This window comes from Streptomyces viridochromogenes (genome assembly GCF_001270495.1).
Taxonomy (GTDB): Bacteria; Actinomycetota; Actinomycetes; order Streptomycetales; family Streptomycetaceae; genus Streptomyces; species Streptomyces viridochromogenes_A.
On the sequence record NZ_LGUR01000036.1, the window covers coordinates 89360 to 110729 of the forward strand.

18 protein-coding genes, 1 pseudogene and 1 riboswitch are annotated in these 21370 nt (G+C 70.1%); of the genes and pseudogenes, 17 read left to right on the forward strand and 2 right to left on the reverse strand.

The features are described 5' to 3' along the window. Nucleotides 1–384 precede the first annotated feature (384 nt). From hpnC to ADK36_RS06445, 13 genes and pseudogenes are all read left to right on the forward strand, one after another. Nucleotides 385–1284: a squalene synthase HpnC gene (gene hpnC / locus ADK36_RS06390; protein ID WP_053196765.1), complete on the forward strand. Its 900-nt coding sequence runs from the start codon at nucleotides 385–387 to the stop codon at nucleotides 1282–1284. Next, nucleotides 1281–2231: a presqualene diphosphate synthase HpnD gene (gene hpnD, locus ADK36_RS06395; protein ID WP_048580879.1), complete on the forward strand. Its 951-nt coding sequence runs from the start codon at nucleotides 1281–1283 to the stop codon at nucleotides 2229–2231. The genes hpnC and hpnD overlap by 4 nt, the downstream gene beginning before the upstream one ends. Further along, entirely contained in the window at nucleotides 2231–2374 is a 144-nt protein-coding gene (locus ADK36_RS49990) for a DUF6380 family protein (protein ID WP_234329691.1), read from the forward strand. Before hpnD ends, ADK36_RS49990 begins: the two co-directional genes overlap by 1 nt. Beyond that, a complete protein-coding gene (hpnE, locus tag ADK36_RS06400; protein ID WP_048580878.1) occupies nucleotides 2371–3801 on the forward strand; it encodes a hydroxysqualene dehydroxylase HpnE in 1431 nt (476 codons plus the stop codon). Before ADK36_RS49990 ends, hpnE begins: the two co-directional genes overlap by 4 nt. Next, nucleotides 3801–4937, forward strand: a complete 1137-nt coding sequence (locus ADK36_RS06405; RefSeq protein ID WP_078916156.1) for a polyprenyl synthetase family protein — start codon at nucleotides 3801–3803, stop codon at nucleotides 4935–4937. Before hpnE ends, ADK36_RS06405 begins: the two co-directional genes overlap by 1 nt. Nucleotides 4938–5079: 142 nt before the next feature. Further along, nucleotides 5080–7113 carry a squalene--hopene cyclase gene (gene shc, locus ADK36_RS06410; RefSeq protein ID WP_053196670.1) on the forward strand — a complete coding sequence of 678 codons (2034 nt, stop codon included), beginning with the start codon at nucleotides 5080–5082 and terminating at the stop codon, nucleotides 7111–7113. Then, nucleotides 7113–7754 (forward strand): 1-hydroxy-2-methyl-2-butenyl 4-diphosphate reductase, encoded by a 642-nt coding sequence (locus ADK36_RS06415; RefSeq protein ID WP_048580875.1) that lies wholly within the window; start codon nucleotides 7113–7115, stop codon nucleotides 7752–7754. Before shc ends, ADK36_RS06415 begins: the two co-directional genes overlap by 1 nt. Before the next feature lie 5 nt (nucleotides 7755–7759). Beyond that, nucleotides 7760–8782 (forward strand): adenosyl-hopene transferase HpnH, encoded by a 1023-nt coding sequence (hpnH, locus tag ADK36_RS06420; protein WP_048580874.1) that lies wholly within the window; start codon nucleotides 7760–7762, stop codon nucleotides 8780–8782. Between the two features lie 4 nt (nucleotides 8783–8786). After that, nucleotides 8787–10005 (forward strand): annotated as a pseudogene (gene ispG, locus ADK36_RS06425) (flavodoxin-dependent (E)-4-hydroxy-3-methylbut-2-enyl-diphosphate synthase). A 31-nt stretch (nucleotides 10006–10036) separates the two neighbouring features. Beyond that, nucleotides 10037–11995 carry a 1-deoxy-D-xylulose-5-phosphate synthase gene (gene dxs, locus ADK36_RS06430; protein ID WP_053196672.1) on the forward strand — a complete coding sequence of 653 codons (1959 nt, stop codon included), beginning with the start codon at nucleotides 10037–10039 and terminating at the stop codon, nucleotides 11993–11995. Then, nucleotides 11992–13377 carry an aspartate aminotransferase family protein gene (locus ADK36_RS06435; RefSeq protein WP_048579904.1) on the forward strand — a complete coding sequence of 462 codons (1386 nt, stop codon included), beginning with the start codon at nucleotides 11992–11994 and terminating at the stop codon, nucleotides 13375–13377. Before dxs ends, ADK36_RS06435 begins: the two co-directional genes overlap by 4 nt. 83 nt (nucleotides 13378–13460) lie before the next feature. Then, a complete protein-coding gene (locus ADK36_RS06440) occupies nucleotides 13461–14138 on the forward strand; it encodes a helix-turn-helix domain-containing protein (RefSeq protein WP_234329692.1) in 678 nt (225 codons plus the stop codon). Then, nucleotides 14135–14254, forward strand: a complete 120-nt coding sequence (locus ADK36_RS06445) for a DUF6126 family protein (RefSeq protein WP_048579905.1) — start codon at nucleotides 14135–14137, stop codon at nucleotides 14252–14254. The genes ADK36_RS06440 and ADK36_RS06445 overlap by 4 nt, the downstream gene beginning before the upstream one ends. 26 nt (nucleotides 14255–14280) lie before the next feature. Here ADK36_RS06445 and ADK36_RS06450 read toward each other — a convergent pair whose 3' ends face one another. Continuing rightward, nucleotides 14281–15078: a tyrosine-protein phosphatase gene (locus ADK36_RS06450; protein WP_048579906.1), complete on the reverse strand. Its 798-nt coding sequence runs from the start codon at nucleotides 15076–15078 to the stop codon at nucleotides 14281–14283. A 180-nt stretch (nucleotides 15079–15258) separates the two neighbouring features. Between ADK36_RS06450 and ADK36_RS06455 the strand changes: the two genes are divergently transcribed. The 4 genes from ADK36_RS06455 to ADK36_RS06470 all read left to right on the forward strand — a co-directional run bounded on the left by ADK36_RS06455 (nucleotide 15259) and on the right by ADK36_RS06470 (nucleotide 20581). Next, complete coding sequence (locus tag ADK36_RS06455; protein ID WP_053196674.1) at nucleotides 15259–17328, forward strand: alpha-galactosidase; 2070 nt, start codon at nucleotides 15259–15261, stop codon at nucleotides 17326–17328. Between the two features lie 298 nt (nucleotides 17329–17626). Continuing rightward, nucleotides 17627–17795: riboswitch (cyclic di-AMP (ydaO/yuaA leader) on the forward strand. 2 nt (nucleotides 17796–17797) lie between these two features. After that, nucleotides 17798–18739, forward strand: a complete 942-nt coding sequence (locus ADK36_RS06460; RefSeq protein WP_048579908.1) for a M23 family metallopeptidase — start codon at nucleotides 17798–17800, stop codon at nucleotides 18737–18739. 182 nt (nucleotides 18740–18921) lie between these two features. Continuing rightward, nucleotides 18922–19650, forward strand: a complete 729-nt coding sequence (locus ADK36_RS06465; protein ID WP_199830122.1) for a DUF6250 domain-containing protein — start codon at nucleotides 18922–18924, stop codon at nucleotides 19648–19650. A gap of 145 nt (nucleotides 19651–19795) precedes the next feature. Continuing rightward, on the forward strand, nucleotides 19796–20581 hold the full coding sequence (locus tag ADK36_RS06470; RefSeq protein WP_048579910.1) for an SGNH/GDSL hydrolase family protein: 786 nt from the start codon (nucleotides 19796–19798) through the stop codon (nucleotides 20579–20581). A 119-nt stretch (nucleotides 20582–20700) separates the two neighbouring features. Here the strand turns inward: ADK36_RS06470 and ADK36_RS06475 are convergent, their stop codons facing one another. Further along, nucleotides 20701–21321 carry a TetR/AcrR family transcriptional regulator gene (locus ADK36_RS06475; protein WP_199830123.1) on the reverse strand — a complete coding sequence of 207 codons (621 nt, stop codon included), beginning with the start codon at nucleotides 21319–21321 and terminating at the stop codon, nucleotides 20701–20703. Nucleotides 21322–21370: the final 49 nt, after the last annotated feature.

Below are 21370 nucleotides of genomic sequence, written 5' to 3' on the forward strand. Positions count from 1 at the left end.
ACCCGGACATGGGTCGTGCGGCCCAGGACGCTTGGCAGGGCCCTGCCGGAACTGCCCCGGCGGGGCCCCGCGTCTGCAAAGGAAACGTCAACTCCTGCTGGCCCCGGGAACCTTGACGCCAATCGGTGTGTTGTTGTGATGTGCAGGACACCCCCACGGGCCCGGCCCCGTTGTACAACGTAAGCTGTACCGGTACCGAAACGCGGCAAGTGGGGCGATAAGGAACGACACCCCCACCCCGGGCTGCGGCGCGGACGACCGGGCGGCGTGTCCGAAATAGTGTGCATTGGGTCTGCGGTGTAGAACGGGAGATGTGACGGCAATGGCTACGGAAACTCCCCGGCTCCACGCAGCATGTGCCGTCCCCGCCCCGGGCAGTCCACGGTGACGGGAACCGGCGCGCGCACAGGTGATCCGGAGCGTGGCACGCTCGACAAGGCCGCTGCGGAGAACTTCCCCGTGGCGCCTTTCTTTCTGCCCAGGGCCTGGCGCACCGACCTCATGGCCGTCTACGGCTTCGCCCGCCTCGTCGACGACATCGGTGACGGCGATCTCGCTCCCGGCGGCGCCGACGCCCGGCTGCTCGGCGTGTCGCCCGAGGAGGCCGACGACCGCCTGGTCCTCCTCGACGCCTTCGAGACCGACCTGCGCCGCGTCTTCGACGGAACCCCGCACCACCCCCTGCTGCGCCGACTGCAGCCGACCGTCCGCCGCCGTTCGCTGACCCCCGAGCCCTTCCTCGGCCTGATCGCCGCGAACCGTCAGGATCAGCTGGTGGGGCGGTACGAGACCTACGACGATCTCCTTGCCTACTGCGAACTGTCCGCCAACCCCGTCGGCCGTCTCGTCCTCGCCGTCACCGGCACCGGGACGCCCGAGCGGATCCGCCGCTCCGACGCGGTGTGCACGGCGCTCCAGATCATCGAGCACCTCCAGGACGTCGCCGAGGACCTCGGCCGTGACCGGATCTATCTGCCCGCGGCGGACATGAAACGCTTTCACGTCCAGGAAACCGACCTGGCGGCAAAAACAGCAGGCGCGTCGGTGCGCGCACTGGTTGCATATGAAGCCGAACGCGCCCAAACCCTCCTGAATGAAGGCACCCCGCTGGTGGGTAGCGTCCACGGCAGGCTGAAGCTGCTGCTCGCGGGATTCGTGGCGGGGGGAAAGGCGGCGATCCGTGCGATCTCCGCCGCCGAATACGACGTACTTCCCGGCCCGCCCAAGGCAAGCAGGCTCCAGCTGCTGCGCGAGGTGGGCGTGACTCTGCGAGGAGAGGGGTGATCCGGACCGTGGAGTCTGCACCACACGCGTCCGCACCGGTACTCGCCGCCTACAGCTACTGCGAGGCCGTCACAGGGCGGCAGGCCCGTAACTTCGCCTACGGCATCAGGCTGCTGCCCACGCCCAAGCGCCGGGCGATGTCGGCGCTGTACGCGTTCTCGCGCCGCGTCGACGACATTGGCGACGGCGCCCTGACCGACGACGTCAAGATCGCCAGACTCGAGGACACCCGGGAGTTGCTGACCCGGATCCGCGACCGGGCGGTCGACGAGGACGACATCGACCCCGTGGCCGTCGCACTGGCCCACGCCGCCGACACCTTCCCGATCCCGCTCGGCGGCCTGGACGAGCTCATCGACGGCGTCCTGATGGACGTGCGCGGTGAGACCTACGAGACCTGGGACGACCTGAAGGTCTACTGCCGCTGTGTGGCGGGCGCCATCGGGCGGCTCTCGCTCGGCGTGTTCGGCACGGAACCCGGCGCGCGCGGCGCCGAGCGCGCGCCCGAGTACGCCGACACGCTCGGGCTGGCCCTGCAGCTCACCAACATCCTGCGGGACGTCCGCGAGGACGCCGAGGGCGGTCGTACCTATCTGCCCTCCGACGACCTCGCCAAATTCGGCTGCTCGACCGGCTTCAGCGGGGCGACACCACCGGAGGGCTCCGACTTCGCGGGCCTTGTGCACTTCGAAGTGCGTCGGGCCCGCGCCCTTTTCGCTGAGGGCTACCGGCTGCTTCCCATGCTGGACCGGCGCAGCGGCGCCTGTGTCGCCGCCATGGCCGGCATCTACCTCCGTCTTCTCGACCGCATCGAGCGCGACCCGCAGGCCGTGCTGCGCGGCCGGGTCTCCCTGCCCGGGCGCGAGAAGGCGTACGTCGCCGTGCGCGGCCTGTCCGGTCTGGACGCCCGGCATGTGACCCGGCGAACCGTCAGGAGGCGCGCCTGATGGACATTCGGGCCCAAGGTGATGCCACCGGCGAAAAGCGGCGGGCAACCCTCCGCTGCCGGGTCGCGTCCCTGACTGAGACGACCGGCCGTGCACCGTTCAAGTACCCGCACGGCGGTCGCGCAGGGGAGGGTGCACGATGACCGACGGCACGCGGCCGCAAGCGCCGCTCGCGGACATCCCCGGACGCCCCGGGAAGGACGCCGTCGTGGTCGGCGGCGGGCTGGCCGGCATCACCGCCGCGCTCGCGCTCGCCGACGCCGGAGTGCGCGTGACCCTGATCGAGGGCCGGCCGCGGCTCGGTGGCCTCGCCTTCTCCTTCCAGCGCGGCGACCTGACCGTCGACAACGGACAGCACGTCTATCTGCGCTGCTGCACCGCCTACCGCTGGTTCCTCGACCGCGTCGAGGGGACGGCGCTGGCACCGCTGCAGGAGCGTCTCGACGTGCCCGTGGTCGACCTCGCGCGGCCCGAGGGACGACGGCTCGGCAGGCTGCGGCGCGACGCGCTGCCCGTACCCCTGCATCTGGGCCGGAGCCTGGCGACGTATCCGCATCTGTCGCTCGCCGATCGCGCCAAGGTCGGGCGTGCCGCGCTCGCGCTCAAGGGGCTCGACCTCGCCGATCCGAGCCTGGACGCACAGGACTTCGGCAGCTGGCTGACCGCGCACGGTCAGTCGGCGCGTGCCGTCGAGGCCCTGTGGGACCTGGTCGGGGTCGCCACCCTCAACGCGGTCGCGGGCGACGCCTCGCTGGGGCTCGCCGCGATGGTGTTCAAGACCGGTCTGCTGTCCGACCCGGGCGCGGCCGACATCGGATGGGCGCACGTCCCGCTGGGTGAACTGCATGACCGGCTGGCCCGCAAGGCGCTCGACTCCGCGGGCGTCCGTACCGAGGTCCGAACACGCGTCACCTCCATCTCTACCGACGAGAACGGGCGTTGGAGCGTTCAGGTTCCCGGCGAGACGCTGCGGGCGGACGCGATCGTGCTCGCGGTGGCCCAGCGCGAGGCGTACGACCTGCTGCCCGAGGGTGCCCTCGACGCCCCGGAACGGCTGCTGGAGATCGGCACCGCGCCGATCCTCAACGTCCATGTCGTGTACGACCGCAAGGTGCTCGGCAGGCCGTTCTTCGCGGCGCTCGGCACCCCGGTGCAGTGGGTGTTCGACCGCACCGACGCCTCCGGGCTCAGGGACGGCGGCCAGTACCTCGCCCTGTCCCAGTCGGCCGCGCAGGACGAGATCGACGAACCGGTCGCCACGCTGCGCGAGCGGTATCTGCCCGAGCTGGAGCGGCTGTTGCCCAGGGCGCGCGGTGCGCGGGTGAAGGACTTCTTCGTGACCCGGGAGCGCTCCGCGACGTTCGCTCCCACCCCCGGCGTCGGGCGGCTGCGGCCCGGCGCCCGTACCAAGGCACCCGGCCTCTGTCTGGCCGGAGCGTGGACCGCCACTGGGTGGCCCGCGACCATGGAGAGTGCGGTCCGCAGTGGCGTGAGTGCGGCGGGAGCCGCGCTGAGCGCCCTGGGCCGGCCCCGCCCCCACCACCTCTTCGACGTCGAGGAGGCGGCGTGATGCTGAACGAGCGCCCGGCGGCAGGCCCCCGCACCCCCGGTACCGCAACAAGAGGAGAGACCGTGCCCACTGTGCCCCCGGCCGAGAAGGCCGCTCGAGAGACCGCGGTGGACGTGACCGCGCTCCTGGAGCGCGGGAGGACCCTGGCCACACCGGTACTGCGGGCGGCGATCGACCGCCTGGCCGCTCCCATGGACACCGTTTCCGCCTACCACTTCGGCTGGATCGACGCCGCCGGCAACCCCACGGCCGGCGACGGCGGCAAGGCCGTACGCCCCGCCCTCGCGGTACTCTCCGCCGAGGTCACCGGTGCCGCGCCCGAGGTCGGCATCCCCGGTGCCGTCGCCGTCGAGCTGGTCCACAACTTCTCCCTGCTGCACGACGACCTGATGGACGGCGACGAACAACGCCGCCACCGCGACACCGTCTGGAAGGTGCACGGCCCCGCCCAGGCCATCCTCGTCGGCGACGCCCTGTTCGCCCTCGCCAACGAGGTCCTGCTGGAACTCGGCACCGTCGAGGCCGGCCGCGCCACCCGCCGTCTGACCACCGCCACCCGCGCCCTCATCGACGGCCAGGCACAGGACATCTCCTACGAGCACCGCGACCGCGTCAGCGTCGAGGAGTGCCTGGAGATGGAGGGCAACAAGACCGGTGCCCTGCTCGCCTGCGCCTGCTCCATCGGCGCGGTGCTCGGCGGCGCGGACGACCGCACCGCCGACACCCTGGAGAAGTACGGCTACCACCTGGGCCTCGCCTTCCAGGCCGTCGACGACCTCCTCGGCATCTGGGGCGATCCCGTCTCCACCGGCAAGCAGACCTGGAGCGACTTGCGCCAGCGCAAGAAGTCCCTGCCGGTCGTGGCCGCGCTCGCGGCGGGCGGCTCCGCCTCCGAGCGGCTCGGTGAGATCCTCGCCGCCGACGCCAAGAGCAGCGACTTCGAGAACTTCTCCGAGGAGGAGTTCGCGGCCCGCGCGGCCCTGATCGAGGAGGCGGGCGGCCGCGAGTGGACCGCCGACGAGGCGCGCCGTCAGCACGCCGTCGCCGTCGAGGCGCTGGACACGGTCGACATGCCCGACCGGGTGCGGGCGCAGTTCACGGCACTCGCCGACTTCGTCGTCGTACGGAAGAGATGAGCACCACCGGGCGAAAAGAGATGATCAGTATCGGTCGAATAGCCCTCGCGTAGTCGCCGGCCGGTGTGGCGGGAACCAGCGCACCGGCCGACGGCGGACCCACAGCAGACGCACTACAGGAGCACTGCACGAAGGGGAAGCCATGACAGCGACGACCGACGGAAGCACCGGGGCTCTCCCGCCCCGGGCAGCCGCGGCCAGCGACACCGACAGCGAGACCCCCGTGGCGGCCGGGGTGCACGAAGCCGCCCGGCGCGCGGTCCAGCGCGCCACCGAGTTCCTGCTGAGCCGGCAGGACGCCCGGGGCTGGTGGAAGGGCGACCTCGAGACGAACGTCACCATGGACGCCGAGGACCTGCTGCTCCGTCAGTTTCTGGGCATCCGCGACGAGAAGACCACCCGGGCCGCCGCGCTCTTCATCCGCGGCGAGCAGCGCCACGACGGCGCCTGGGCCACCTTCTACGGCGGTCCGGGCGAACTCTCCGCCACCATCGAGGCGTACGTCGCGCTCCGTCTGGCCGGCGACGCGCCGGACGCGGCGCACATGGCGAAGGCGTCGGCCTGGATCCGTGAGCGGGGCGGCATCGCCGCCGCCCGGGTGTTCACCCGGATCTGGCTGGCCCTGTTCGGCTGGTGGAAGTGGGAGGACCTGCCCGAACTCCCGCCGGAGCTCATCTACTTCCCCAAGTGGATGCCGCTCAACATCTACGACTTCGGGTGCTGGGCCCGGCAGACCATCGTCCCGCTGACGATCGTCTCCGCGAAGCGGCCGGTACGGCCCGCGCCCTTCCCGCTCGACGAACTGCACACCGACCCGAGCGACCCCAACCCGGTCAAGCCCCTCGCGCCGACGGCGAGTTGGGACGGCGCCTTCCAGCGGCTCGACAAGGCGCTGCACCAGCTGCGCAAGGTCGCCCCGCGCGGACTGCGCAGAGCCGCCATGAACAGCGCCGCACGCTGGATCATCGAGCGCCAGGAGAACGACGGCTGCTGGGGCGGCATCCAGCCCCCGGCGGTGTACTCGATCATCGCCCTGCACCTGCTCGGCTACGACCTCGAACACCCCGTCATGCGCGAGGGGTTGGCGTCGCTGGACCGCTTCGCCGTCTGGCGCGAGGACGGGGCCCGGATGATCGAGGCGTGCCAGTCGCCGGTCTGGGACACCTGCCTGGCGACCATCGCGCTCGTGGACGCGGGCGTGCCCGCCGACCATCCGCAGCTCGTCAAGGCCGCGGACTGGATGCTGGGCGAGGAGATCGTCCGGTCCGGCGACTGGGCGGTCAAGCGACCCCAACTTCCGCCGGGCGGCTGGGCGTTCGAGTTCCACAACGACAACTACCCCGACATCGACGACACCGCCGAGGTGGTCCTCGCGCTGCGCCGGGTGAAGCACCACGACCCGGAGCGGGTCGAGAAGGCCATCGGACGCGGGGTGCGCTGGAACCTCGGGATGCAGTCGAGGAACGGGGCGTGGGGCGCCTTCGACGTCGACAACACCAGCCCCTTCCCGAACCGCCTGCCGTTCTGCGACTTCGGCGAGGTCATCGACCCGCCGTCCGCCGACGTCACCGCGCACGTGGTGGAGATGCTGGCCGTCGAGGGGCTCGCCCACGACCCGCGCACCCGGCGCGGCATCCAGTGGCTGCTCGCCGAGCAGGAGCCGGACGGCTCGTGGTTCGGGCGCTGGGGCGTCAACTACGTCTACGGCACCGGATCAGTCGTACCCGCCCTGGTGGCGGCCGGCTTCCCTGGCTCGCACCCGGCGATCCGCCGCGCCGTGACCTGGCTGGAGTCGGTCCAGAACGACGACGGCGGCTGGGGCGAGGACCTGCGCTCCTACAGGTACGTCAAGGAGTGGAGCGGCAAGGGCGCCTCGACCGCCTCGCAGACCGCGTGGGCGCTGATGGCCCTGCTCGCCGCGGGGGAGAAGGACTCCAAGGCCGTCGAGCGCGGCATCGAGTGGCTGGCGGCCGCCCAGCGCGAGGACGGCTCCTGGGACGAGCCGTACTTCACCGGCACCGGCTTCCCCTGGGACTTCTCGATCAACTACCACCTCTACCGTCAGGTCTTCCCGCTCACCGCGCTCGGCCGGTACGTCCACGGAGAGCCCTTCGCCGAGCAGCCACGGACGAACGAGGCGCCCGGGAAGTCGCTCGCCGAGGCCAAGGGGAGCTGATGAGCCCACAGCCCGCCGCGGCCCCGCTGCTGATCGCCTGCGCGCTCGGCATCGAGCAGCTCGCCCTGCGCACCAGCGACCGCGGCGGCGCCGGCGGGCCCGTCACCGTGCTCCGTACGGGCATGGGGCCCCGGGCGGCCGAACGCTCCGTCACCCGGATGCTGGCCGATCCGGCCCTGAGCGGGGCCGCCGTCCTCGCCACGGGGTTCTGCGCGGGGCTCGCCCCCGACATGCACCCCGGTGACCTGGTCGTCGCCGAGGAGACCCGGGATCCGGGTGGAACCATTCCGTGCGTAGGGACCGACCTACTCGTCAAAGAGCTGGTGCGCGCCGCCCCCGGCCGCACCGTCCACACCGGACCGCTCATCGGCTCGGATCACATCATCCGAGGTCAGGAAAGGTCCGATCTGCTCGCGACCGGCGCGATCGCGGTCGACATGGAGTCGGCGGCCACGCTCCTGAGCGCCGTGCGCGCGGGTGAGCGCCCGGTTGCGGCCGTACGGGTGGTCGTGGACGCTCCAGAACATGAACTCGTCCGGATCGGCACGTTGCGCGGTGGAATATCGGCCTTCCGCGTCCTTCGTGTCGTTCTACCCGCATTCTATGAATGGCACCGTTCTTTGCTGCTCCCCAGGAGGTGAGCCAGATGGCCATGCCGCTGCGTCAGTCCATCAAGGTCGCTACTTACTTGGCCGAACAGAAGCTCCGCCGGCGGGACAAGTTTCCGCTCATCGTCGAGCTGGAACCGCTTTTCGCCTGCAACCTCAAATGCGAGGGCTGCGGCAAGATCCAGCACCCGGCCGGCGTACTCAAGCAGCGCATGCCGGTCGCCCAGGCTGTGGGAGCGGTTCTCGAATCAGGCGCGCCGATGGTGTCCATCGCCGGCGGCGAGCCCCTGATGCACCCTCAGATCGACGAGATCGTGCGGCAGTTGGTGGCCAAGCGGAAGTACGTCTTCCTGTGCACCAACGCCATGCTGCTGCGCAAGAAGATGGACAAGTTCACGCCCTCGCCCTACTTCGCCTTCGCCGTGCACATCGACGGCCTGCGCGAGCGCCACGACGAGTCGGTGGCGAAGGAGGGGGTGTTCGACGAGGCGGTGGAGGCGATCAAGGAGGCCAAGCGGCGCGGCTTCCGGGTCACCACCAACTCGACCTTCTTCAACACCGACACCCCGCAGACCATCATCGAGGTGCTCAACTTCCTCAACGACGACCTCAAGGTCGACGAGATGATGATCTCGCCCGCCTACGCCTACGAGAAGGCCCCCGACCAGGAGCACTTCCTGGGCGTCGAGCAGACCCGCGAGCTGTTCAAGAAGGCCTTCGCGGGCGGCAACCGCAGGAAGTGGCGGCTCAACCACTCGCCGCTGTTCCTCGACTTCCTCGAGGGCAAGGTCGACTTCCCGTGCACCGCCTGGGCCATCCCGAACTACTCGCTGTTCGGCTGGCAGCGCCCCTGCTACCTGATGAGCGACGGGTACGTCCCCACGTACCGCGAGCTGATCGAGGAGACCGACTGGGACAAGTACGGCCGCGGCAAGGACCCGCGCTGCGCCAACTGCATGGCGCACTGCGGCTACGAGCCCACCGCCGTCCTCGCCACCATGGGCTCGCTCAAGGAGTCGCTGCGCGCCATGCGCGAGACGGTCTCCGGGAACCGGGAGTGACGCCGTGACCGCCATCTCCCTGGGTGTCCCCGAGGTACCCCTCCGGCCGGTCGCCGAGCGGCGTGTGTCGCGGCGGATCCAGGTCGGCCCGGTGGCGGTCGGGGGCGGTGCCCCCGTGTCGGTGCAGTCGATGACGACGACCCGTACGTCCGACATCGGCGCCACCCTCCAGCAGATCGCCGAGCTCACGGCCTCCGGCTGCCAGATCGTGCGGGTGGCCTGCGGCCTCCGGCTGCCAGATCGTGCGGGTGGCCTGCCCGACGCAGGACGACGCTGACGCCCTCTCGACCATCGCCCGCAAGTCGCAGATCCCGGTGATCGCGGACATCCACTTCCAGCCCAAGTACGTCTTCGCGGCGATCGAGGCGGGCTGTGCGGCCGTACGGGTCAATCCCGGCAACATCAAGCAGTTCGACGACAAGGTCAAGGAGATCGCGCGGGCCGCCAAGGACCACGGCACGCCGATCCGCATCGGCGTCAACGCGGGCTCTCTCGACCGGCGCCTGCTCCAGAAGTACGGCAAGGCGACGCCGGAGGCCCTGGTCGAGTCGGCGCTCTGGGAGGCGTCCCTCTTCGAGGAGCACGACTTCCGGGACATCAAGATCTCGGTCAAGCACAACGACCCGGTCGTGATGATCGAGGCGTACACGCAGCTGGCCGCCCAGTGCGACTACCCGCTCCACCTCGGGGTGACCGAGGCCGGTCCCGCGTTCCAGGGCACGATCAAGTCGGCCGTCGCCTTCGGGGCGCTGCTCTCGCAGGGCATCGGCGACACGATCCGGGTGTCGCTGAGTGCCCCGCCCGCCGAGGAGGTCAAGGTCGGCCTGCAGATCCTGGAGTCGCTGAACCTCAAGCAGCGGCGGCTGGAGATCGTCTCCTGTCCGTCGTGCGGGCGGGCGCAGGTCGACGTCTACAAGCTGGCAGACGAGGTCACGGCGGGCCTCGAAGGCATGGAAGTGCCGTTGCGCGTCGCCGTAATGGGGTGTGTGGTGAACGGCCCCGGTGAGGCGCGGGAGGCGGACCTGGGGGTCGCCTCCGGCAACGGCAAGGGCCAGATCTTCGTGAAGGGCGAGGTCATCAAGACCGTCCCCGAGTCGAAGATCGTGGAGACCCTGATCGAGGAGGCGATGAAGATCGCCGAGCAGATGGAGCAGGACGAGCAGGACGGGGCCGCATCGGGCGCCCCCACCGTCACGGGGAAACCAGAAGTGACTGTGAGCTGAACCAAGGCACGGACCGAGAGGGGGCCCGAGCGTGACGATTCTGGAGAGCATCCGGGGACCACGTGACCTGAAGGCGCTGTCCGAGGCGGAACTCGGTGAACTGTCCGACGAGATCAGGGAGTTCCTGGTGCACGCGGTCGCCAGGACCGGCGGACACCTCGGGCCCAATCTGGGGGTGGTGGAACTCTCCATCGCGCTCCACCGGGTCTTCGAGTCGCCGGTCGACCGCATCGTCTGGGACACCGGTCACCAGAGCTACGTGCACAAGCTTCTGACGGGACGTCAGGACTTCTCGAAGCTGCGCGGCAAGGGCGGCCTGTCCGGCTATCCCTCGCGCGAGGAGTCCGAGCACGACATCGTCGAGAACAGCCACGCCTCCACCGCGCTCGGCTGGGCCGACGGGCTCGCCAAGGCCCGTGCGGTGCAAGGAGAGAAGGGCCATGTCGTCGCGGTGATCGGCGACGGGGCCCTGACCGGCGGTATGGCGTGGGAGGCGCTGAACAACATCGCGGCGGCCAAGGACCGGCCGCTGATCATCGTCGTCAACGACAACGAACGGTCGTACGCCCCGACCATCGGAGGGCTCGCCAACCACCTCGCGACCCTGCGCACGACCGACGGCTACGAGAAGGTGCTGGCCTGGGGCAAGGACGTACTGCTGCGGACCCCGCTCGTGGGCAACACGATCTACGAGTCGCTGCACGGCGCGAAGAAGGGGTTCAAGGACGCTTTCGCGCCGCAGGGCATGTTCGAGGATCTGGGACTGAAGTACGTCGGCCCGATCGACGGACATGACATCGGGGCCGTCGAGTCCGCGCTGCGGCGGGCCAAGCGCTTCCACGGGCCGGTGCTGATCCACTGCCTCACGGAGAAGGGGCGCGGCTATGAACCCGCCCTCGCCCACGAGGAGGACCACTTCCACACTGTCGGCGTGATGGACCCGCTGACCTGCGAGCCGCTCGCGCCGTCCAACGGGCCGTCCTGGACTTCGGTGTTCGGCGAGGAGATCGTGCGGATCGGTGAGGAGCGGGAGGACGTCGTGGCGATCACGGCGGCCATGCTGCACCCGGTCGGGCTCGGCAAGTTCGCGGAGCGGTTCCCCGGCCGGGTCTGGGACGTCGGGATCGCCGAGCAGCACGCGGCCGTGTCGGCGGCGGGGCTCGCGACGGGCGGGCTGCATCCGGTCGTCGCCGTCTACGCCACCTTCCTCAACCGGGCCTTCGACCAGCTGCTGATGGACGTCGCGCTGCACCGGTGCGGGGTGACGTTCGTGCTGGACCGGGCCGGTGTCACGGGCGTCGACGGGGCTTCCCACAACGGCATGTGGGATATGTCGATCCTCCAGGTCGTGCCGGGACTGCGGATCGCCGCACCGCGCGACGCCGACCAGCTGCGGGCGCAGCTGCGGGAGGCGGTGGCCGTCGACGACGCGCCGACGCTGGTGCGGTTCCCGAAGGAGTCGGTCGGGCCGTCGATCCCGGCCGTCGACCGGGTGGGCGGGCTGGACGTACTGCATCCGGGGGCGGGTGAGCCGGAGGTCCTCCTCGTCGCCGTCGGGGTCATGGCTCCGGTGTGCCTCCAGGCGGCCGAGCTGCTGGAGGCACGCGGCATCAGCTGCACTGTCGTCGACCCACGGTGGGTGAAACCCGTCGACCCCGCACTCGCGCCCCTCGCCGCACAGCACCGGTTGGTGGCCGTCGTCGAGGACAACAGCCGCTCGTCCGGAGTCGGCGCCGCCGTGGCACTGGCGCTCGGCGACGCCGATGTCGACGTACCCGTGCGGCGGTTCGGCATCCCGGAGCAGTTCCTCGCGCACGCCAAGCGGGGCGAGGTGCTCGCCGACATCGGGCTCACGCCCGTCGAGGTCGCCGGACGGATCAGCGCGAGCCTCGCTCTCAAGGACGCCGAGGGCGGCCTGGCCGGCACCGGGCAGACCGGCGGTGGCCAGGACGGACGTACCGTCGTGCCAGTCAAGGAGAAAGCCGAATGACCACGGAGTTCGACCTCGGCAGACTCCTCGCCGAGCGCGGAGCCGAGCGCTACGAGCTGCACGGCAAGTACCTGAACCACCAGCTCCCGCGCATGCTGCACACCATCGGCTTCGACAAGGTCTACGAGCGGGCCGAGGGCGCCTACTTCTGGGACGCGGACGGCGACGACTACCTGGACATGCTCGCCGGGTTCGGGGTGATGGGCCTGGGGCGCCACCACCCCGTCGTCCGCAAGGCGTTGCACGACGTACTCGACGCGCAGCTCGCCGACCTCACCCGCTTCGACTGCCAGCCGCTGCCCGGCCTGCTGGCCGAGAAGCTGCTCGCGCACAGCCCGCACCTGGACCGGGTGTTCTTCGGCAACAGCGGCACGGAGGCGGTCGAGGGCGCGCTGAAATTCGCCCGGTACGCCACCGGCAGGCCCAGGGTCCTCTACTGCGACCACGCCTTCCACGGGCTGACCACCGGTTCCCTGTCCGTCAACGGCGAGTCCGGCTTCCGTGACGGCTTCGCGCCGCTGCTCCCGGACACGGCCGTACCGCTCGGCGATCTCGACGCCCTGGCAAGGGAGTTGAAGAAGGGTGACGTGGCCGCCCTGATCGTCGAGCCGATCCAGGGCAAGGGGGTGCACGAGTCTCCACCGGGCTATCTGCGCGCCGCCCAGGAGCTGTTGCACAAGCACAAGGCGCTGCTGATCGTCGACGAGGTGCAGACGGGGCTGGGCCGTACCGGCGACTTCTACGCCTACCAGCACGAGGACGGTGTCGAGCCGGACCTGGTGTGCGTGGCCAAGGCGCTCTCCGGCGGCTATGTGCCGGTGGGCGCCACGCTCGGCAAGGAGTGGATCTTCAAGAAGGTCTACTCGTCGATGGACCGGGTGCTGGTCCACTCGGCGAGCTTCGGGGCCAACGCGCAGGCCATGGCGGCCGGGCTCGCCGTGCTGTCCGTCATGGAGAACGAGCAGATCGTCGCGAACGCGCGGGCGACCGGGGAGCAGCTGAAGTCCCGGCTCATGGCCCTGACCGACAAGTACGAGCTGCTCGCCGACGTGCGTGGCCGGGGTCTCATGGTCGGCATCGAGTTCGGCCGGCCCGACTCGCTGAAGCTGCGGAGCCGCTGGACCATGCTCCAGGCCGCGCGCAAGGGACTGTTCGCGCAGATGGTCGTCGTACCACTGCTGCGCCGGCACCGGATCCTCACCCAGGTCTCCGGCGACCACCTGGAGGTGATCAAACTGATCCCGCCGCTCATCATCGGCGAGCGGGAGGTGGACCGGTTCGTCGACGCCTTCACGGATGTGATGGACGACGCGCACAGTGGTGGCGGGCTGATGTGGGACTTCGGCAAGATGTTGATCAAGCAGGCGGTCGCCAACCGCTAGAGACGGTCTGAGTCCGAGCCGGGTTCTTTGCCTCTGAGGCAAGAAATTTGCCGGAGAGGCAACCCTCGGGCTGAATGGAGAGCATGAGCTCTCCCGATGTCGAGCCCGGGCCCAAGGGTGGGCCCGGGAGTGGGCCCGAGGCCGGGCCCGGTGCCGAGGCGGCGGCCGGGCCGGACGGAGTCCTGCCTGCCGTCGCGCCCCAGCTCCGCGCGCTGCGCCGCCGCGCCTCCCTCACCCTGGAGGCCGCGGCCCGCTCAGCAGGGCTGTCGCCCGCGCACCTCTCCCGACTGGAGACCGGGCAGCGCCAGCCCTCGCTGCCGATGCTGCTGGCGCTCGCGCGCATCTACGGTACGACGGTCTCCGAGCTGCTCGGCGAGACGGTCGCCGACCGGGACGCCGTGGTGCGCGCGGCCGACATGGAGCCGACGTCGGCCGGCGGCTGGACCTACTGGCAGGCCGGCGCCCCCGGGCGCGGGATGCAGGCCCTGCGCGTCCATGTGCCGTACGGCTCGCAGGGCGACATCGTGCGGGTGCACCCCGGGGAGGAGTGGCTCCATGTCCTCGACGGACGGCTGCGGCTGCGTCTCGGGGACACCACGCACCGGCTCGGGCCCGGCGACAGCGCGCACTTCGATTCGCTCACCCCGCACCGCATCGCCGCCCAGGACCCGGGCGGGGTCGAGCTCCTCTTCGTCCACACCCTGCTGCAGAGCCCCACGGCCACGCTGTGCCTGGGCCCCACCCCTGGAGAGGCGCCATGAGCAACCTGGAGGAGAAGTTCCCGCGTGCCTTGTGGGTGCGGCTCATCATCTACATCGCGGTGGGGCACGTCTTCGCGGCCTTCATCTACTTGCTGTTCGAGGTGGGCGCGAAGTAGGCACGGGCGCGTGGCGGCGTCCGAGGTCAGTCGAGCAGCCGCTCCCGCAGTCGCTCCCGGAGCTCCGGGGTGACCCGCAGGCCCTGCTCCAGGTAGGTGTCGACGCCGCCCCATGTCTCGTCGATCGTCTCGAAGGCCGCCGCCAGATACTCGGCCCGGGCGTCGAACAGCGGGCTGAGCAGCTCCATGACCTCGGGTGAGTACGCCGACGCGTCGCTGCCGCTGCGGCGCACCTTGTAGCGGCGGTGCTTGGCGTTGGACTCCAGGTAGTCGGCGGTGATCGCCTCGCGCTCGACACCGAGGGCGAGCAGCGTCACGGCGATGGACAGACCGGCACGGTCCTTGCCGGCCGCGCAGTGCATCAGGGCGGGGACGCTGTCCTCCCCGAGCGCGTGCAGCACGTGGGAGTGCTCGGCGGTGCGCTCCTTGATGATCGTGCGGTAGGAGGCGATCATCCGGCCCGCGGCCTTGCCGTCCGCCAGTATCTCCCGCAGCTGTTCGATGTCGCCGTCGCGGACCATCTTCCAGAACTCCGCGCCGTCCGCGGGATCGGACAGCGGCAGGTTCACATTGCGCACGCCCGGCAGCGCGACATCGGCCCCTTCGAGCTTCTGATCCGCCGCGTTGCGGAAGTCGAAGATCGTGTGCAGCCCGAGGGAGCCGAGGAAGGTCGCGTCGTCCTCGGTCGCGTGCGCGAGGTGGCCGCTGCGGAACAGGACCCCGTACCGCACCCGCCGTCCGTCCACGGTCGGCAGTCCGCCCACATCGCGGAAATTGCGAACTCCGGCCAGTTCGGGCTCGGTCGACGGGATCTGCTGCGTCACGGGGGCTCCTCCCAGTCGGCCCCGGCGGCGCGGCTCGATGATGCGGCCGACGGGGTGCGCTCTCGACCATACGACATGGATTCCTGGGGCAATGAGTTGTCCACAGGCGTTGCCGCAGAAGCGCGCGAGCCTTGATGATGTTGGTGCTTGATCGCACCTGTTCGTCTCTGTGGGGGCTTGATGCTGGAGATCTCCGACAACGGCCGTACGTGGCTCCTCTCCGGGCCCACCAGCAGTTACGCCGTTCATCTGGCCGACGGCGACGAGCTGCTGCATCTCCACTGGGGGCCGCGGATCACGCTCGCCGACGCCGAGGCCCTCGCCGTACGCCCGCTGCCCGAGTACTGGCCCTTCGAGTCCCCGCTCGACGGACGCGAGGAGTACCCGGTCGAGGGCGGCCCTCGCTTCGTCCGGCCCGCCCTGTCCGTGCGCACCGAGGAGCGGCGCGGCACCGAGTGGGGTTTCGAGCGGTACGAGGCCGAGGGCGACGAGCTGCGGTTGCGGTTCTGTGACGACGGGCTGACCGTCACCCTGCACTACCGGATGCGCGGGGACGTCGTGGAGCGCTGGGTCACCCTGGACAACCAGGGGCCCGTCCTGGAGCTGCTGCGCGCCGACTCGGCCACCTGGACGCTGCCCGACCGGGAGGACTGGCGGCTGTCCCAGCTGCACGGCCGCTGGGGCGCCGAGTCCCGGCTGGCGCGCTCCCCCCTCGCCTACGGTGAGAAGGTCATCGGCAGCCGCCGCGGACACACCGGGCACCAGCACCTGCCATGGGTCGCGCTCGACACGGACGCCACCGAGGAACACGGCGAGGTCTACGGCTGCGCCCTCGGCTGGTCCGGGTCCTGGCGCATCGCCGTCGCCCAACTCCCGGACGCGCGCGTGCAGATCACGGGTGGTGCCGGATACGACGACTCGGGCCTGCTGCGGCTGGCGGCGGGGGAGTCCTTCACCACGCCCGTCTTCGCCGGCCTGTGGAGCGACGGCGGCTTCGGCGGGGCCAGCCGCGCCTGGCACGCGTACCAGCGCGCGTACGTGATCCCGGACGCCGACCAGGACCGGCCCGTGCTGTTCAACTCCTGGGAGGCGACGGAGTTCGACATCTCCGAGGAGCAGCAGAGTGTGCTCGCGCGGCGGGCCGCGGCCATCGGCGTCGAACTGTTCGTCGTCGACGACGGGTGGTTCGGGACGCGCACCAGTGACCGCGCCGGGCTCGGCGACTGGACGCCCAACCCCGACCGCTTCCCGTCCGGCCTCAAGCCGCTCGCCGAGTACGTGCACGCGCTCGGCATGCAGTTCGGCATCTGGGTCGAACCGGAAATGGTCAATCCGGACAGCGAGTTGTATAGGGCCCACCCGGAATGGGTTCAGCATCAAACGGGACGAAAGCGGACGGAGTTCCGCAATCAGCTCGTTCTGAACCTCGCGCGCGGCGACGTCCAGGAGTATCTCTGGGAGCAGCTCGACGGCCTCCTCTCCAGTGCCCCGATCGACTATGTGAAGTGGGACTTCAACCGCTGCTTCACCGACGCCGGCTGGCCGGGTGAGCCGTACCCGCAGCGTCTGTGGGTCGACCACGTGCTCGCCCTGTACGGCCTGCTGGACCGGCTGCGCGCGGCCCACCCGGGCGTGGCCTTCGAGTCCTGCTCGGGCGGCGGCGGACGGATCGACCTCGGCGTGCTGGGGCGCACGGACCAGGTGTGGACCTCGGACAACACCGACCCCCTCGACCGGCTCACCATCCAGCACGGCTTCACCCAGATCCACCCGGCCCGGGCCATGGCCGCCTGGGTCACCGACAGTCCGAACGCCATGCTCAACCACCGCGCCAGCTCCCTGCGCTTCCGGTTCGTGAGCGCCATGGCCGGGGTGCTCGGGGTCGGTGGCGACCTCGCCCGGTGGACCGAGGAGGAGCTCGCCGAGGCGCGGGAGTGGGTGACTCTCTACAAGGAGATCCGGCCCCTGGTGCAGCGTGGGGACCTCTACCGGCTGCGGGCTCCGCGGGGCGGACTCAGCGCGGTGCAGTACGTGCTCGGGGACGAGACGGTCGTCCTCGCCTGGCTCCAGGCTCAGAGCTTCGGGGAGCCCGTCCCGGCGCTGCGACTGCGCGCCCTGGACCCGGCAGCGTCGTATGAATGCCTTGAAACGGGCGAAATTCACCGAGGTGCCGTACTGGGGCATCACGGACTTCGTGTCGGCTTGCGAGGTGACCTCGATGCGATGGTTATCCGTCTGCGTCGCATCTAGGGTTTCTGTCCGTATTCACGCCTTAATTCCAACTCGCTCTGGAGTAAAGGAAGGTGGAGCAGTGTCACGTGAGGAGCGTCATATCCGTGACGGTGCGTCGCCCGTCATGTTCATGTAATTAACATGCTTTTCAAGGGGTTTTGAGCCGGGCGACGCCTGATAATTCACGCAGGGTGACGGGTAATTCCCACAAGGGATCAACAGGAACGCATTCGGACGGAACCCCTTACTTGTTCCCTTGCGTCTTCCTCGCTTACGTTCGCCACCAATCCGGACGGACGCCGAATCCTGCCGCCGACCGGATCCCGCGCAAACTCACCCGTGTACGGCAGGAGCGGGGGACCCACAGGCACAACTGCCTGTTCCGGTCTCCGGAACAGGCTTGGGGTTTAGTCGCGTCTCCACGTGACCGGGCATCTCCAGCCCGAACCCGACAGCTCACCTCGCAGGCGCCGGAGAGGAATTCGCCATGCCCGCGAAGGGTAAGCACCGCCGCCCGAAGTCTCTGCGCTTCACCCGCTCCATCGCCGTCGCCGGAACCGGTGGCGCCGCTCTCGCTCTCCCGCTCATCGGTGCCACCGGCGCCCACGCCGCCCCCTCGCAGTCCGTTTCGGAAAAGGCCGTTCAGTCCCTTCCGGCCGCCGAGAAGAAGGCGGTCGAGAAGAAGGACGCCGAGCAGAAGACGGGTCTGCGGACCTATTCGGTGAAGGTCGGCGACTACCTTTCGAAGATCGCCGACGACCAGAACGTCAGCGGCGGCTGGAAGCAGCTCTACGCCGACAACCGTGAGGCCGTCGGCGACGACCCGTCGCTGATCCACCCCGGCCTGAAGCTCTCGATCGGCGGCAAGAAGGCGACGACGAGCACCCCCAAGTCGTCGTCCTCCCCCTCCTCTTCCTCCTCCGCGCCTTCCAAGTCGTCCTCCGACTCGACCGCCTCGAAGTCCAGCGCGTCGAAGACGACCACGACCACCAAGAGCGCCGAGAACGCCGGCACCTCCAGCGGCTTCTCCGCCCCTGTCGAGGGTGCCGCCGTCGCCACCGCGTACAAGGTGGCGGGCAGCATGTGGTCGAGCGGCTACCACACCGGTGTCGACTTCGCCGCTGCCACCGGAACCCCGCTGAAGGCGGTCGGCGCGGGCACCGTCGTCTCGGCCGGCTGGGGCGGTGCGTACGGCAACCAGGTCGTCATCCAGCTCGCCGACGGCTACTACGCGCAGTACGCCCACCTGTCCTCGCTCTCCGTCTCGAGCGGCCAGACCGTGACCGCGGGCCAGCAGATAGGCCTCTCCGGCGCGACCGGCAACGTCACCGGCCCGCACCTCCACTTCGAGATCCGCACCACGCCGGACTACGGCTCGGACCTGGACCCGGTCGCCTACCTCCGCTCGAAGGGCGTCGGCATCGGCTGACACCGGCTCCTCGCGAGAGCCACCTGCCTGACACGCAACCGAAGGCCGGACCCCGATCCCCGGGTCCGGCCTTCGGTGTGTCCTGGGGTGTCGACAGCGCGGGGGTGATGGGGGGAGAGTGATCTCCGTTTCAGTTTGCGCAAGCGCTTTCTAGTCATCGCCCCAGCGAAGGAGCCCTATCCGTGTCGACCACGCGCAGAGCATTCGGAATCCTGGCCGCGGGCGCCGCCCTGGGGGCAATGGCTCCCGCGGGTACGGCGAGTGCGGCCTCCCCTCGCCCCGGTGCCCACCGTCGGCTCATCGCCCGCGACGACTTCTGCCACGGCCTCGGCCAGTGGGCGACCGAGCTGCAGAACGGCGGCACCGTCACCGCCTCGCACGGTGTGCTGGAGATCGACGTGCCGAGCGGGGCGACGGTGTGGTTCAAGCAGCGGCTCGAAGGCCCGTACGTCCTCGAGTACACGGCCACCGCCGTCTCGGCCGGCGGCCCCAACGACCGGGTCTCCGACCTCAACAACTTCTGGAACGCCGTCGACGTCCGCTCCCCGGACGACCTCTTCGCCACGCGGCGGGGCGGCGCGCTGGAGGAGTACGACTACCTCAAGACGTACTACGCCGGTTACGGAGCCAACTACAACACCACGACACGACTGCGCCGGTACGTCGGCGAGGCCGGGGTCCGCCCGCTGGTCTTCGACTACACGGAGCCGCTGCTGGTGGCCAACCAGCCGAACCGGGTCCGTATCGTCTCCGACGGGTCGACCGTCCAGTGGTGGAACAACGGGCGGCTGGTCTTCGACCACATCGACCAGGAGCCGTACACCAGTGGGCACTTCGCCTTCCGGACCGTGTGGAGTCACTTCCGGGTCAGCGACTTCCGGGTATGGCGGCTGCGCCCACAACGCGCCTGATCAGAGGGTTATTCCGAGTTTGGTGAACACTTTAGAAGTGGCTTATCTCACCGCTCGTCAACCCTTGCCTACGGTCGCGTAGGTCACATTCGAAGGTGAATCATGTGCCGATGTGGCAGACGATTCGAAGAGTGACAGCAGATCAGTGATCGGGTCGTACGTCGCGGTGGGGGACAGCTTCACCGAGGGCGTCGGCGACCCCGGCCCCGACGGGGCGTTCGTCGGTTGGGCCGACCGGTTCGCGGTCCTGCTCGCGGACCGGCGTCCCGAGGGCGACTTCGACTACGCGAACCTCGCCGTGCGCGGCAAACTGCTCGACCAGATCGTCGAGGACCAGCTTCCGAGGGCCGTCGAACTGGCCCCGGACCTGGTCTCGTTCTGTGCGGGCGGCAACGACATCATCCGACCCGGAACCGACCCCGACGAGGTCGCCGAGCGCTTCGAGCGGGCGATCATCCGGCTTACCTCCGCCGTCGGCACCGTCATGGTGACGACCGGCTTCGACACCCGTGGCGTGCCCGTGCTGAAGCATCTGCGCGGCAAGATCGCCACCTACAACGGTCATGTGCGGGCCATCGCCGACCGGTACGGCTGCCCGGTGCTCGACCTGTGGTCCCTGAAGACCGTTCAGGACCGCCGGGCCTGGGACGACGACCGGCTCCATCTGTCTGCAGAGGGGCACACGCGCGTGGCGCTCCGTGCGGGACAGGTCCTCGGCCTGGAGGTCCCGGCCGACCCGGACCAGCCCTGGCCGCCGCTCCCGGCCCGCGGCACCCTGGAGATCCGCCGGGACGACGTCCACTGGGCGCGTGAGTACCTGGTGCCGTGGATCGGGCGGCGCCTGCGGGGCGAGTCGTCGGGGGACCATGTGACCGCCAAGGGCGCGTTGTCCCCGGACGACATCAAGATGCGGATCGAATCGGTGGCTTGAGGCGTGCCAGGCGGTGTGGGCCGTGCCCTGTTCGGGGGCGCGGCCCACACGGCTGTCGTGGCCGAGGCTCTCACGGCTGTGGTGGCCGTGGTGCACCGACCGCCCGGCGATCGACGACCTCACCGCGCCGACGCCGTCAACGCCTCCCGCTCCAGCTCCAGTTCCCGGGCGAGCGCCTCGTCCACCCACTCCTGGGCACGCGCGCGTGACACCGCGCCGCGGTACGACGTCAGCTGCACGGCGAGCCCGTCGAGGAGGGCCGTGAGGCGCAGGGCCGTGCCGGTGGGGTCGGGGCAGGCGAACTCGCCCGCGGCCACCCCCTCCGCGATGACCTCGGCGATGGCGCCCTTCCACTGCCGGTCGAGATCCCGAGTGACGTCCTGGAGCGCGGGCTCGCGCAAGGCCCCCGCCCAGCCCTCGATCCACAGCCGCCAGCCCTTGGCCTGGCCGGTCGGCGCGTACCAGCGCACGGCCGCCCGCAGCCGTCGTAGCGCCGTCGTGCGGCGGCCGAGGATCCTTCGCAGCCTGGCCAGGTCGCCCTCGGCCGCGTGGGTGAAAGCTGCGGCGACCAGCTTCTCCTTCGTGGCGAAGTGATAGAGCACCAGCGCGTTGCTCACCCCGAGCGCCGAGGCCACGTCGGCGATCCTGACCGCCGCCACGCCCCGCGCCTCTATCTGCTCGACGGCGGCCCGCAGCAACTCCTCGCGCCGCTCCGCCACGCTCAACCGCACTCTCGCCACTCGGTCACCCTAAGGCCTCGCCCACGGGCCGCTCCCGGGCCGCTGGTCG

Bases quoted from the DNA above. Each gene is read 5' to 3' on its own strand.
- ADK36_RS06440 (WP_234329692.1), top strand. From the start codon at position 13,461: ATGAGCTCTCCCGATGTCGAGCCCGGGCCCAAGGGTGGGCCCGGGAGT.
- hpnH (WP_048580874.1), top strand. From the start codon at position 7,760: ATGGCCATGCCGCTGCGTCAGTCCATCAAGGTCGCTACTTACTTGGCC.
- ADK36_RS49990 (WP_234329691.1), top strand. From the start codon at position 2,231: ATGGACATTCGGGCCCAAGGTGATGCCACCGGCGAAAAGCGGCGGGCA.
- ADK36_RS06415 (WP_048580875.1), top strand. From the start codon at position 7,113: ATGAGCCCACAGCCCGCCGCGGCCCCGCTGCTGATCGCCTGCGCGCTC.
- ADK36_RS06460 (WP_048579908.1), top strand. From the start codon at position 17,798: ATGCCCGCGAAGGGTAAGCACCGCCGCCCGAAGTCTCTGCGCTTCACC.
- ADK36_RS06455 (WP_053196674.1), top strand. From the start codon at position 15,259: ATGCTGGAGATCTCCGACAACGGCCGTACGTGGCTCCTCTCCGGGCCC.
- ADK36_RS06445 (WP_048579905.1), top strand. From the start codon at position 14,135: ATGAGCAACCTGGAGGAGAAGTTCCCGCGTGCCTTGTGGGTGCGGCTC.
- hpnE (WP_048580878.1), top strand. From the start codon at position 2,371: ATGACCGACGGCACGCGGCCGCAAGCGCCGCTCGCGGACATCCCCGGA.
- ADK36_RS06435 (WP_048579904.1), top strand. From the start codon at position 11,992: ATGACCACGGAGTTCGACCTCGGCAGACTCCTCGCCGAGCGCGGAGCC.
- ADK36_RS06405 (WP_078916156.1), top strand. From the start codon at position 3,801: ATGCTGAACGAGCGCCCGGCGGCAGGCCCCCGCACCCCCGGTACCGCA.
- shc (WP_053196670.1), top strand. From the start codon at position 5,080: ATGACAGCGACGACCGACGGAAGCACCGGGGCTCTCCCGCCCCGGGCA.